Raw genomic sequence first — 12733 nt, 5'->3', positions numbered from 1 at the left:
AAAGTCCAGGCGGCACGGTTCGCACGCGCCCACGTAGAAGGCAGGTTTTAATTTTCGATGTTGTAAACAAGTGTCGCGGTAAATCGGTACTTATCCTTGCCCTCGAATACCGCCTGGGGAAAGGGCCTTACTTGCTCGATGCGCCGCAGGCTGGTTTGCGCTGCTTTATTCAGCAACATGCTCGCGGCCTTCTTTTCAATGCCCGAATCGAGCACGGCACCACTGCGGTCGACCAGCAACCAGATCACCACGTTGCCGACCGGGCGTTGCAGCGAGGCCTCACGGCCACGCGGGTACTGCTTGTATTTCTCCAACTCCGCCAGCAGGGCGGCGATGTAGCTGTTTTCCAGTGCCGCGGTGTTCACCGCCGGTGGCGCCGGGGGCGGTGCGGCCTTGGCCACTGCCGGTGCCGGAGCCGGTTTGGCCGGCGCCGGGTTGCTGGCAACCGGTTGCGGCGCAGGCATTGGCGCAGGTTTCGCCAACTGGGGTTTGGGCTTGGGTGGCTGCGGCTTGGGCTCAGGCGGTTTCGGCTTGGGCTTGGGCGGCGGCTCCGGCACCTGTACCACGGGCTCCGGGTCCGGTTCGGGCAGTGGCTCTGCTACCGGCTCGGGCGGTGGTGGTGGCGGCGGTTCCGGTTCCGGTTGCAGCTCGGCCGGGTCGATCAACGCCACCTCGACGGTGCTGTCATCGTATTTCGGGGTAATTTTCAGGTCCGCTTTCATGGCGCTGTGAACAGCCACCGCCAGCAGGCAGATCGCCGGCAGGCACGCGAGTACTTTTCGCGATTTGAACAGGGCCGACATGGCTTACAACTTGCGCGTGGCGATGGAAACGGAGGCGAAGCCATTGCTCTTGAGCAGGTCCATCACTGCCACAAGCCGGCCCACTTCCACGCCCTGGTCGCTGTTGAGGATGATCACCAGCTTCTCACTGCCGGTTTCCAGCGACTTCAGCTGCCGGACCAGTTCATCTTCAGGCAGGTCCTGGCCGTCGAGTTGCAGGCGCGCGTCCAGGCCCAGGGTAATCACGGCCTTGTTCTGCGGCTTGAGCTGCTGGGCGTGCGCGGCGCCGGGCAGCTGGGTCTTGATGCCCAGGGCCGGAATCACGTTCAGGCTGATCAGCACGAAAAACACCAGCAGGAACATCATCACGTCGATCATTGGAATGATCTCGATGTGCAGGCGTTTTTTCTTCGGTTCTTCCCAACTGCGCATTGCTCTGGCACTCCCCGTTTCTACGTCGGTCGAGCCGGTCGGCACGACTGTTTCGACCTGAAGTGAGAGCCCCGTCGTGGAATCTTCGAAAGCTGTCACCGATGTCAGGAACGACACCCTAGGGGCAGTTGGTTACAATTTGATTAAGTGGCGAAAGGCCATTTGGGGTTTGTTGGCTGAGGGGGATTTACGCGAGAAGGGGGGTAAAAACCTGAAATACACGCGCAGCTGAACATCCCATGCGCCGTTTTTAACTCAACGGCGTGGAATAGTTCACAGTGCAGGAAGAAGTCGCTACGTTGACATATAACTGACATCGCTGTCAGGTATTAACCTTCGCCAGGGTTTTGGCTGGCACCTGCAGGGGGTCAGGGCTTGGCCACGTTCAGGCCCGATACCACGTTGACGCCTTCGAGCGTGGCAAACGAGATGTCTTTGGCGGTGAGCAGGAAATCGCTCACGTAGGGCACTTCCAGCATGTCACTGCGAATGGCGGCATACAGCGTGGCCTGCAAGCCTTGCTCACCCAGGCGCTTGGCTGTCACGTAGCCGCGTGAGCTGTACTCGTGCACGGCCCAGTTGGGCAGGCAGCAGACACCACGCCCAGAGGCCACCAGTTGCATCATCATCACCGTGAGTTCCGAGGTGCGGACCTGGGCCGGCTCGATGTCGGCGGGGTCGAGGAAGCGGGTGAAAATATCCAGGCGGTTGCGCTCGATGGGGTAGGTGATGAGGGTTTGGTTGGCGAGGTCGGAAGGGGCCAGATAGGGCTTGGCGCGCAGGGCATGGTGGTTGTCGATGGCCAGCATCGCCTCGTAGCCAAACAGCGGCACGTAGCTGATGCCCGGCAGCGACACCGGGTCGGAAGTGACCACCAGGTCCAGGTCGCCGCGCTCCAGGGCTGGCAGCGGCGCGAAGGCGAAGCCTGAGGCGAGGTCCAGTTCGACCTCAGGCCAGGCACCGCGAAATTCATCCACCGATGGCATCAACCATTGGTAGCAGCTATGGCATTCGATCGCGATGTGCAGGCGGCCGGCGGTGCCGCTGGCCAGCTTGCTCAGTTCCCGTTCGCTGCTGCGCACCAGCGGCAGCACCTGCTCGGCCAGTTGCAGCAGCTTCAGCCCGGCGCTCGTGAAGCGCACCGGCTTGGACTTGCGCACGAACAGCGCCATGCCGATACGATCTTCCAATTCACGGAACTGGTGCGACAACGCCGACTGGGTCAGGTGCAGGCGCTCGGCTGCTTCGAGCAGGCTGTCGGTTTCGCGCAGGGCATGGATGGTGCGCAGGTGCCTAAGGTCGATCATGAGTAGAATTGGAGATCAGTTGGAGAAAAATGAGTTTGTCTCATAGCGGCGAATGCCTGACAATCCCCTTCTCGAATTTTTACGTCAGGGAACAGGGCACCGTGGTACAGGCGCAAACGTCTCTCCCTGGCGTTCACGTTTCCAGGGAAAACACCCATGACCCCCATCGATCGACCGAAACTGACCCTGCCCGACGGCGCCGACCGCCTGCTGCTGCATTCCTGCTGCGCGCCGTGCTCCGGCGAAGTGATGGAGGCCATCACTGCGTCGGGCATCGACTACACGATCTTCTTCTACAACCCCAATATCCACCCCGAGCGCGAGTACTTGCTGCGTAAAGACGAGAACATTCGCTTTGCCGAACAGCACAATGTGCCGTTCGTGGATGCCGACTACGACACCGACAACTGGTTTGCCCGGGCCAAAGGCATGGAGCAGGCGCCCGAGCGGGGAGAGCGCTGCACCATGTGCTTCGACATGCGCTTCGAGCGCACGGCGCTGTATGCCTACGAGCATGGCTTTTCGGTCATCAGCAGCTCGCTGGGTATTTCGCGCTGGAAGGACATGCAGCAGATCAATGGCTGCGGCCACCGCTCGGCGGCCAAGTACCCAGGAATCAAGTATTGGGACTACAACTGGCGCAAGGCCGGGGGCGCTGCGCGGATGGTCGAGATCAGCAAGCGTGAGCGCTTTTATCAGCAGGAATATTGCGGTTGCATCTACTCGCTGCGTGACTCCAACCACCATCGCAAGGCGCAGGGGCGGGACATCATTCGTATCGGCGTGAAGTACTACGGGGATGAAGAAGACGGGCAGGGGATGGTTTGAGTCATCGCAGGTGATACCAAGGCTGGCTTCTGTCAGTTCGGATGTGATGACATCGAACTCGATCGCGCAGCCCCACCTCCGGCACACCCCCATTCGGGGTATGGCCCTGCGTCACCAACCCACCGATAGTGGCTCCATCCGCTCTGCCGAGCCGATCCTGATCACACGATGGAGTTGCTATGCGCGAAACGCTGAAGGTGATTTCCAGCCTGTTGCTGTGTTGTACCGCCGGCGCCACCCTGGCCGGTGAAGCAGACACCGGCAACACGCTCAGGTTGTACAACTGGACGGACTACATCGGCGAAAACACCCTCGCCAATTTCGAAAAGCAAACCGGCATCAAGGTGATCTACGACACCTTCGATGGCTACGAGACGGTTCAGACCAAACTCCTGACCGGGCGCTCCGGCTACGACCTGGTGATGCTCAACGGCTCGTTGGTGCCGCCGTTGATAAAGGCCGGAGTGTTCCAGCCGCTGGACAAATCCAGGCTGCCCAGCTGGGCCAACCTCGACCCGCAGGTGGTGCAGAGCCTGCAGGCCTTCGACCCCGGCATGCGCTATTCGGCGCCCTACACCTGGGGCAGTTCCGGTATCACCTACAACGTCGACAAAATCAGGCAGCGCATGCCTGATGCGCCCATCGGCTCGCTGGCCATGCTGTTCGACCCGAAAATCGTCTCGCGCTTCGCCGACTGCGGGGTCACCGTGATGGACGCGCCCAGCGAAGTGATCCCGCTGGCCCTCAAGTACCTGGGCAAAGACCCGCAAAGCGCAAGGCCCGCCGACCTCAAGGCTGCCCAGGACGTGCTCATGGGCATTCGCCCCTACATCAAGAAATTCGACTCGGTGAACTACCTCACCAGCTTGCCCAACGGCGATGTGTGCATGGCCCTGACTTGGTCTGGCGACTACGCCACCGCCCAGGCCCGTGCGGTGGAGGCGAAAAAGGACATCACGCTTTCGTTCTTCATTCCCAAGGAAGGCTCGCTGATCTGGTTCGACAGCCTCTACCTGCCCAACGACGCGCCCCATGTGGCCAACGCCCACCGCTTCATCGAGTACCTGCTGCAGCCCAGCACCATGGCCGAGGTCACCAACTACATCCACTACGCCAACAGCAACGCTGCCGCCACGCCCTTGGTGCAGGCCGACATTCGCAACGACCCGGCGATCTACCCCGACGCGCAAACCCGCGAGCGGCTGTTCACGCAAAAATCCCAGGACCCCCAGGCCATGCGCGCCATCACCCGGGTCTGGAGCACGGTCAAGACCGGCATCTGACACTTTTCACCGTACCGATCCGACAAGGAACCGCTTATGGCTACCCCGACTCGCCCATTGGCCGCCACCCCGCGCAACGACCTGCTGGTGAAAGCCGACAAAGCCCACTACATGCATGGCTACCACATGTTCGACGAGCACGCCGAGCAAGGCGCGCTGAACATCGAAGCCGGCGAGGGCGCCTACATCACCGATACCCAAGGCAACCGTTTCCTCGATGCCGTTGGCGGCATGTGGTGCACCAACATCGGCCTGGGCCGTGAGGAAATGGCCCTGGCAATCGCCGACCAGGTTCGCCAGCTGGCCTACTCCAACCCGTTCTCCGACATGGCCAACCCCAAAGCCATCGAGCTCTGCGAAAAACTCGCAAGCCTGGCGCCGGGCGACCTCAACCATGTGTTTCTCACCACCGGCGGCTCCACCGCCGTGGACACCGCCTACCGGCTGATCCAGTACTACCAGAACTGCCGCGGCAAACCGCACAAGAAGCACGTGATCGCCCGCTACAATGCCTACCACGGCTCCACCTGCCTGACCATGTCGATCGGCAACAAGGCTGCCGACCGGGTGCCGGAATTCGACTACGCCCACGAGCTGATCCACCACGTCTCCAACCCCAATTTCTACCGGGCGGCGGACGACATGGACGAGGCCGAATTCCTCGACTTCCTGGTCGCCGAGTTCGAGGACAAGATCCTTTCCCTGGGCGCCGACAACGTCGCGGCGTTCTTCGCCGAGCCGATCATGGGCTCGGGCGGCGTGATCATTCCACCCAAGGGCTACTTCCAGCGCATGTGGCAGGTATGCCAGACCTACGACATCCTCTTCGTCGCCGACGAAGTGGTGACCTCGTTCGGCCGGTTGGGCACCTTCTTTGCCTCCGAGGCCCTGTTCGGGGTGGTGCCCGACATCATCACCACCGCCAAGGGCCTGACGTCGGCCTACCTGCCGCTGGGTGCCTGCATTTTCTCCGAGCGCCTGTGGAAGGTGATTGCCGAGCCCGGCAAGGGCCGCTGTTTCACCCACGGCTTCACCTACAGCGGGCACCCGGTGTGCTGCGTGGCGGCGCTGAAGAACATCGAGATCATCGAGCGGGAAAACCTGCTGGCCCACGTCAATACGGTCGGCGCCTACCTGGAGCAGCGCCTGCAAACCCTGGCCGAGTTGCCGCTGGTGGGCCAGGTGCGCTGCATGAAGCTGATGGCCTGCGTGGAGTTCGTCGCCAACAAGCGCACCAAGGCGCTGTTTGCCGACGCGGTGAACATCGGTGAGCGCATTCACCTCAGGGCCCAGGCCAAGGGCTTGCTGGTGCGGCCGATCATGCACCTGAACGTGATGTCGCCGCCGTTGATCATCACCCATGCCCAGGTCGACCAGATCGTCGACACCCTGCGCAGCTGCATCCTGGAGGCGGCGCAGGAGCTGACCGAGCAAGGCCTGTACCACGGCCAATGACCCACCTGCACGCACAGGTGCGCGCGCGTGCCCCGGCCGGTAGACTGCGGGGCATGAGCCGAGCACACCAAGACACCACAATAAACCTGCCGTTTCATGCCCTGCAGCAATGGCACAGCGCCCTGCAACAGGCCTTCGCCCACAGCGAGGGCCCGGACGCACTGGCCTGGCTGGCGTCCGCCATCAGCCAGCTGGTGGCCGTCGAGTCGATGCTGATCAGCCACGAGCGCAAGGGCCACCCGCCGCAGTTGCTGTATCAGCAGGGCATTCCAGCGCGTTACCACGAGGCCGTGCTGGAGCGCTATTACGCGGCGGGCTACCTGCTCGACCCGTTCTGCCTGGCCGTGGAGAAAGGCCTGGCCCAAGGGTTCTACCACCTTGAAGACATCGCCCCCGATCACTTCTTCGACAGCGACTACTACAAGGCCTATTACCTGGGCACCGGCTGCAGTGAAGACAGCTATTTCATCGTCGACCTGGGTGACGGCAGCAAGCTTTCCCTGAGCCTGTTCCAAGGCTGCAGCGGCGCACGCCTGGGGCTGGCGCAACTGCACCTGTTGCAGGCGGTGGAGCCAATGGTGCGTGAGTTGCTGATGCGCTTCGCCCGCCATGGCCTGGCGCAGGCGCCCCAGGCCAATGGCAACGTGCAGGCGGCATTCGACAGTTTCGGTTGCGGGGTGCTGACCGAGCGCGAGCGCCAGGTCGCGCAGATGGTGCTGCAGGGGCATTCGGTGAAGTCCACCGCCCATGAGCTGGGCATTTCCCCGGAGACGGTGCGCATGCACCGCAAGAACCTGTACCTGAAGCTGGCGATCAACTCGCAATCGGAGTTGTTCGCCCAGTTCATCAGCTGGCTACGGCAGGCGCTGGCCCCGGCTTGAGGCCCCATCGCGAGCTACGCTCGCTCCTACCAGGGCCTGCGCACGCCCCCTCCCGTAGGAGCGAGCGCAGCTCGCGATAGGCTGCAAAGCAGCCCCGGCACTCAGAGCGCTTCAGGTGGCAGGCCCAGGGAGGCCAGCGGCTGGTTGAGCACGCTACACAAGGCCTCAACGACTATCTGGTGATCCTGCCGGTGGGGCAGGCCGGACACGGTCACGCAGCCGATCACCCCCGCACCGCGCACGCTGATGGGAAAGCCACCGCCAAAGCCTGCGTAGTCCGCAGCAGGCAGGTGATAGCGCTGGGTGATGTCCTTGCCTTCGAGTTTCAGCTGCAGGGCAATGCGGTAGGTACTGCGCAGAAAGCGCTGCACACTGTTGGTCTTGCGCCGCACCCAGTCATGGTTGTCGGCGGTGACGCCGGGCGTGGAGGCCAGAAACAGCGGGCGATCGAAGCGCCGTACATCGATCACCAACGGCCATTGCTCGGCAACTGCCTTGTTGTACAGCAGCGAACCCAGTTTCCAGGCGACGTGCTCGTCGAAGTGCTCGAATTGCAGGGCTTGCTCCTGACGAACCAACAGCGCCAGTTCTTCCTTCAGATCCATGTCCGACCTCATGCCTTTTTTATTTGAACACTAGCCCGAGCATATGCCATGTACGCTGCCAGCGTATACGCCCTCGGGCCAGCCATGCGGGTCAGGAAGGGAAGGCCGAACAGGATGCCAGGCGTCAGATCACCTTGAAGCCATGGGTGCCATCGCGCTCCAGCTGCGCAATCAGGCCGAACTCCCAATCCAGGTAGCCCTGCATGGCCTCGCGCGGGTTGTCGGTGCCCTCGTAGGGGCGCCGGTAGCGGTCGCTGCGCGGCACGGCCAAGTGGGTTTCGCCGCTTTCCAGCGCCTGCCCGGCAGCGATCCAGCGGGCGGTGCCGCCCTCCAGCAAGTACACCGGGGTGCGCGTCAGGGCTTGCAGGTCGCGGGCGGCAAAGCGCGCCAGCAGGCTGCTGCCGCACGTCAGTACATAGCGGCGAGCCTCGGGCAGGTGCTCCAGGGCCTCTGCCAGCTGGGCGCGGATCGCCCAGTGGGCACCGGGGATATGGCGCTTGACGTAGTTGGCGCTGGCGGTGAAGTCCAGCACCACGGTGCCGTCCTCGGCCAGCCAGCTGGCCAGCTGTTGCACATCCACTTCATTGGCCGCCGGCAGGGCGGGCACCTGCGCCTGCCAGTCTCCGCTGGCGCTGAAGTCCGCCGCGCCCAGGCCGTCGAGCACCGCCACCTGCCAGCCCATCTGGGCCAGCCAGGATGCACTCATGTTGGCGCGCACGCCGTCATCGTCCACCAGTACGATGCGCGCCCCGCGCACGCTGGCGACGTGGTCGGTTTCCTGCACCAGTTGCCCGCCAGGCACCGAGCGGCTGCCGGGCAGGTGGCCGGCGCTGTATTCCTCGGGGGTACGCACATCGAACAGGTAGGTGGTGCGCCCGGCCTCGGCCTGCCAGCTGGCCAGGCCCCCACGCTCTATACGGACCACGCCGGCGCGGTCCGCCACCTCGCGGGCCTGCTGCGCGGCGTTGGCGCGGGTTGCGTCGCTGACCGCGGTAAAGCGCCGCTCCTGGCCGTGGGCCAGTTGCTGGCCGGCCAGGGTCCAGCCGATGGTGCCATTGCGCAGCGCCGCCACCGGGTTGCGGATACCGGCGTTGACCAGTGACTGGGTGCCAATGATGCTGCGGGTGCGCCCGGCGCAGTTGACGATCACCTGGGTGGTCGGGTCCGGCGCCAGTTCAGCCACGCGCAGCACCAGCTCGGCACCGGGCACGCTGATGCCGCCAGGAATGCTCATGGTCTGGTATTCGTCGAAGCGGCGGGCGTCAAGCACCACCACGTTGGCGTTGTCGTCGAGCAGCGCCTGCACCTGTTCGGCGGCCAGCGACGGCGTGTGGCGCACGCTTTCCACCAACTCGCCAAAGGCCTTGCTCGGCACGTTGACGTCGCGGAACAGCTCGCCGCCGGCTGCACGCCAGCCGGCAAGGCCACCTTCGAGCACGGCCACGTCGCTGTAGCCCAGGGCCAGCAAGCGCTGGGCGGCCACGGCGGCGAGCCCTTCGCCGTTGTCGTAGACGGTGATCGCGGTGCTGCGCCGCGGCACCCGGTCGTAGACCTCCAGCTCCAGTTTCGACAGGGGAATATTGGCAGCGAACAGCGGGTGTTCCTGGGCGAACGGGTCTTCTTCGCGCACGTCGATCAGGGCCAGTTCCTGGTGGGCCAGCAAGGCGCTGCGGATAGCGTGGTAATGGCGGGTGGTGACGGTCGTCATGGGGCAGGGTTCTCTTTGGACAGGTCCCAGATATTGGGCAGGCGGGTATTGGAATAGCCTGAGATGAACGGCTTTTCGCTGCCGTCCACGGCGTACACCGCGCGTTTCACCGCGCCGATGTTGCCGCCGTAGACATGAATGCTGATCGACACCTGGTCGGCGTAGGCATTGCTGACCTGGTGAATATCGCCAATGCGCGGCGATACCGCTTCCACCTGGCCGGGTGCCAGGCGCACCGGGGCGCCGTGGGGCAGCAGCGCGCCGTGGGCGTCGCGCACGAAGCCCTGCGAATGTTCGGCGCCGCGCAGCATGCCGATCAGGCCCCAGACCCGGTGGTCGTGAATCGGCGTCTGTTGCCCGGGGCCCCAGACGAAACTCACCACCGAAAAGCGCTGGCGCGAGTCGCAGTGCAGCAGAAATTGCTGGTAGCGCTGCGGGTCGGGCTGCGCGAGCTCGTCGGGCAACCAGTCGTCATGGGCCACCAGCTCGGCCAGCCAGTGCTGGCCATGGTCGAGGAGGGCGGCTTCATCGGGGTGCTGGTCGAGCAACCCGGCTAGGCGGTCGATGAAATGGCGCAAGCGCTCCGGGCGCAGGTTCTGGCTCATGGTTCAGGCTCGGCTTACAGGTTTCGGTTAACCCTAGCAAACCTGCTTTCTATTCTCAAAATGCAAAATACTCATAAGCTAATATGCAAATAACGCATTTACAGCCGCGCGGTTTTGTTTTGAAATTGCCATACCTGAAAGCATGAGGTTATGCCCAATGTGCATTTCACAGGTCGCTTATCGCGTTATAGATTATAAAAAACATCTAATTAATGCCTTTGGGCTATAAATCAACCAAAGACGAGACCGCACGCGCGGATCGGCTCATGTGCCCCCAGCGGGTATCTGGAGACGAACGTGCGCTACATCAAACAATTGGCCGCCACGCTGCTGGCCACCACCTTCAGCCTTGCCGCCGCCGCCCAGACCCTGGTGGTCGGTGACCAGAGCTACAACGCCCGTGCCGTGATGGAAGCGGCCGGGGTGCTCGACGACCTGCCCTATACCCTGGAATGGAAGCAGTTCACCGCAGGCTCCCCGGTGGCCGAAGCGCTCAACGTCGGCAGCCTCGACATCGGCCTGCTGGGCGATGCGCCGCCGTTGTTCCTCGGCGCCCTGGGCGCGCCGATCAAGGTGATTGCGGTCAGCCGGCAGAGCCTCGAAGGCGTGGCCATCCTGGCGCGCAAGGACTCGAACATCCACAGCCTGCAGGACCTGCGCGGCAAGCGTGCGGCGATCTGGAAGGGCTCGTGGAGCCAGCAACTGTTGTTCAGCGCCCTGGACAAGGCCGGCGTGCCACGTGATGCGCTGGAACTGCGTTACCTCAGTGCACTGGACGCCTCCCACGCCCTGGACGGCGGCTCGGTGGACGTGATCGCCACCTGGGAGCCCTATGTCACCCAGCAAGAGCGCCAGGGCGCACGGGTGCTGGCCACGGCCGAAGGGGTGATCCCGGCGCAGAGTTTCGTGGTGGCCAACAGTACCTCGGCCGAGCAGAAGCGCGCGCAGATTGCCGACTTCCTGCAGCGCCTGAAAAAGGCCCGTGACTGGACCCTGAGCGACCCGGCCCACACCCAAGCCTACGCCGATGCTTGGGCCAAGCGCACCCGCGCCGACGGCGACATCGCCCGCGCCTGGTTCGCCCGGGCGCGCACCGACCTGGCGCCGCTCAACCCACAAGTGATTGCCGATGCGCAGAAGACCGTGGACTTCTTCGCCGGCCTCGGGCTGATCAAGGCCTACCCCGCGGCAAGCTTGTTCGACACCTCGTTCGGCGCCGCCATCGAACATTGAGCCAACCCCTACCGGCCCCTTCGCGTGCAGGCACGGGCTTGCCCCGCGCAGGGGCCCACACCCATTTCAAAGGACTTCCCATGAGCAAACGACAGATCAAACTCGGTGCCCTGACCATGGGCTGTGGTGGCCCGGGCCGGCACAACCTGTGGCTCGACCCTGAGCTGCCCGCCGACGCCAGCGTCAACATCGACTGGTACATCGACATCGCCCGGCAAGCCGAGGCGGCGCTGTTCGACCTGATGTTCATCGTCGACAGCCAGTTCATCACCCCCGGCTCGCCTTCGCATTACCTGAACCGCCTGGAGCCCTTGACCCTGCTGTCGGCCTTGGCGGTCAGCACGCGCCATATCGGCCTGGTCGGCACCCTGACCACCTCGTACAACGCACCGTTCAACGTCGCCCGCCGGCTTGCCTCGCTGGACTTGATCAGCAAGGGCCGGGCCGGCTGGAACGTGGTCACCAGCGGCGACGCCGGCACCGCGGGCAATTATGGCCTGGACGAGCACTACGACTACGACACCCGCTACGGCCGTGCCCAGGAGCATGTGGCGGTGGTGCAGGGCCTGTGGCATTCCTATGAAGACGATGCCTTCCCCCGTGACCGGGCCACTGGCCGTTTCCTCGACCCGGCCAAGCTGCATGCGCTGGCGCACAAGGGCGAGCACTTTGCCGTGGTCGGCCCGCTGAACATCCAGCGCTCGCCCCAGGGCCAGCCGGTGATCTTCCAGGCCGGCGATTCCGAACAGGGCCGCGCGCTTGGCGCTGCCACCGCCGACGTGGTGTTTACCCATGCCGCCAGCCTTGAACAGGGGCAGGCGTTCTACCGCGATATCAAGGCGCGCGCCGAGCGCCTGGGGCGTGACCCGGAGCAGTTGCTGGTACTGCCGGGGGCGGAGATCTACGTGGGCGATACCGACGAGCAGGCCCGCGAAATCGAGCGCCATTACCATCAGGCCGACCACAGTTTCGAACTGGCGCTGAAGGAGTTCGGGCGTAATTTCGGCTGGCATGACTTCAGCCAGTACGACCTGGATGCACCGTTCCCGCAAGAAAGCCTGGAGTCTGCCCGCAGCAGCTTCTTCACCAATGCCAAGCGCATCGCCGACCAGGCCAGGGACAAGGGTTTCAGCTTGCGCCAAGCGGTCGAGTTCGGGCGCCAGTTGCGCCCTGGGGCTTTCGTTGGCTCGGCCGGGACGGTGGCGGCGAAGATGGCCGAGTGGTTCGAGGCCAGGGCGCTGGATGGGTTCAACATCTATATTGGCCACCCTGGGCAGTTCCGCCGGTTTACCGAGGAGGTGGTGCCGTTGCTGCAGGAACGTGGGGTTTATCGCACGGCGTATGAGGGCAACACCCTGCGTGAGAGCCTGGGGTTGCCGATTCCGCGTTTCAGCCGGTAGATCAGCTCCTCCCCCTTGTAGGAGCGGGCTTGCCCCGCGAAGCAGGCAACGCGGTGCCTGGCACCGGCTTCGCCGGTGTTCGCGGGGCAAGCCCGCTCCTATGTATGGACTCGCCAACATTGTCTAGCTGCTTTTGAACATGGTTACCCGGTTGCATCTATGTATCAGGCCTGTTCGAGGAAGCTATTCGCTTCTGGCCATCATCGGGGTGAGC

General features: G+C 63.7%; 12 protein-coding genes. 6 read left to right on the top strand and 6 right to left on the bottom strand.

Annotated elements, in window-relative coordinates; genetic code table 11:
• Positions 1-47: 47 nt before the first annotated feature.
• The 3 genes from F3J44_RS10900 to F3J44_RS10890 all read right to left on the bottom strand — a co-directional run bounded on the left by F3J44_RS10900 (position 48) and on the right by F3J44_RS10890 (position 2521).
• Entirely contained in the window at positions 48-803 is a 756-nt protein-coding gene (locus tag F3J44_RS10900) for an energy transducer TonB (protein WP_167068835.1), read from the bottom strand.
• Positions 804-806: 3 nt separating this feature from the next.
• Positions 807-1214 (bottom strand): biopolymer transporter ExbD, encoded by a 408-nt coding sequence (locus F3J44_RS10895; RefSeq protein WP_167068832.1) that lies wholly within the window; start codon positions 1212-1214, stop codon positions 807-809.
• Between the two features lie 368 nt (positions 1215-1582).
• Entirely contained in the window at positions 1583-2521 is a 939-nt protein-coding gene (locus F3J44_RS10890; protein WP_167068829.1) for a LysR family transcriptional regulator, read from the bottom strand.
• Positions 2522-2677: 156 nt separating this feature from the next.
• Here F3J44_RS10890 and F3J44_RS10885 point away from each other — a divergent pair, with 156 nt between their 5' ends.
• From F3J44_RS10885 to F3J44_RS10870, 4 genes are all read left to right on the top strand, one after another.
• Positions 2678-3349, top strand: coding sequence for an epoxyqueuosine reductase QueH (locus F3J44_RS10885; protein ID WP_167272252.1), 672 nt, complete (start codon positions 2678-2680; stop codon positions 3347-3349).
• Positions 3350-3528: 179 nt separating this feature from the next.
• Positions 3529-4632 (top strand): polyamine ABC transporter substrate-binding protein, encoded by a 1104-nt coding sequence (locus F3J44_RS10880; protein ID WP_167272250.1) that lies wholly within the window; start codon positions 3529-3531, stop codon positions 4630-4632.
• A 36-nt stretch (positions 4633-4668) separates the two neighbouring features.
• On the top strand, positions 4669-6087 hold the full coding sequence (locus tag F3J44_RS10875; RefSeq protein ID WP_167068820.1) for an aminotransferase: 1419 nt from the start codon (positions 4669-4671) through the stop codon (positions 6085-6087).
• A 53-nt stretch (positions 6088-6140) separates the two neighbouring features.
• Complete coding sequence (locus F3J44_RS10870; protein ID WP_167272247.1) at positions 6141-6968, top strand: helix-turn-helix transcriptional regulator; 828 nt, start codon at positions 6141-6143, stop codon at positions 6966-6968.
• 101 nt (positions 6969-7069) lie between these two features.
• Here F3J44_RS10870 and F3J44_RS10865 read toward each other — a convergent pair whose 3' ends face one another.
• The 3 genes from F3J44_RS10865 to F3J44_RS10855 all read right to left on the bottom strand — a co-directional run bounded on the left by F3J44_RS10865 (position 7070) and on the right by F3J44_RS10855 (position 9886).
• Positions 7070-7573: a heme-degrading domain-containing protein gene (locus F3J44_RS10865; RefSeq protein ID WP_167272244.1), complete on the bottom strand. Its 504-nt coding sequence runs from the start codon at positions 7571-7573 to the stop codon at positions 7070-7072.
• Positions 7574-7697: 124 nt separating this feature from the next.
• Positions 7698-9281 carry a rhodanese-related sulfurtransferase gene (locus F3J44_RS10860; RefSeq protein ID WP_167272241.1) on the bottom strand — a complete coding sequence of 528 codons (1584 nt, stop codon included), beginning with the start codon at positions 9279-9281 and terminating at the stop codon, positions 7698-7700.
• Positions 9278-9886 carry a cysteine dioxygenase gene (locus F3J44_RS10855; protein ID WP_167068808.1) on the bottom strand — a complete coding sequence of 203 codons (609 nt, stop codon included), beginning with the start codon at positions 9884-9886 and terminating at the stop codon, positions 9278-9280. Before F3J44_RS10855 ends, F3J44_RS10860 begins: the two co-directional genes overlap by 4 nt.
• 297 nt (positions 9887-10183) lie before the next feature.
• Here F3J44_RS10855 and F3J44_RS10850 point away from each other — a divergent pair, with 297 nt between their 5' ends.
• Together F3J44_RS10850 and F3J44_RS10845 are read left to right on the top strand one after the other, a co-directional pair.
• Entirely contained in the window at positions 10184-11119 is a 936-nt protein-coding gene (locus F3J44_RS10850) for an ABC transporter substrate-binding protein (protein ID WP_167272238.1), read from the top strand.
• Between the two features lie 80 nt (positions 11120-11199).
• Positions 11200-12519 carry an LLM class flavin-dependent oxidoreductase gene (locus F3J44_RS10845; RefSeq protein WP_167272235.1) on the top strand — a complete coding sequence of 440 codons (1320 nt, stop codon included), beginning with the start codon at positions 11200-11202 and terminating at the stop codon, positions 12517-12519.
• Positions 12520-12733 lie beyond the last annotated feature (214 nt).

The organism is Pantoea sp. Tr-811 (genome assembly GCF_011752535.1).
Taxonomy (GTDB): domain Bacteria; phylum Pseudomonadota; class Gammaproteobacteria; order Pseudomonadales; family Pseudomonadaceae; genus Aquipseudomonas.
Note: the sequence above shows the minus strand (reverse complement) of the source record. Positions and strands in the feature narration are given on the sequence as shown.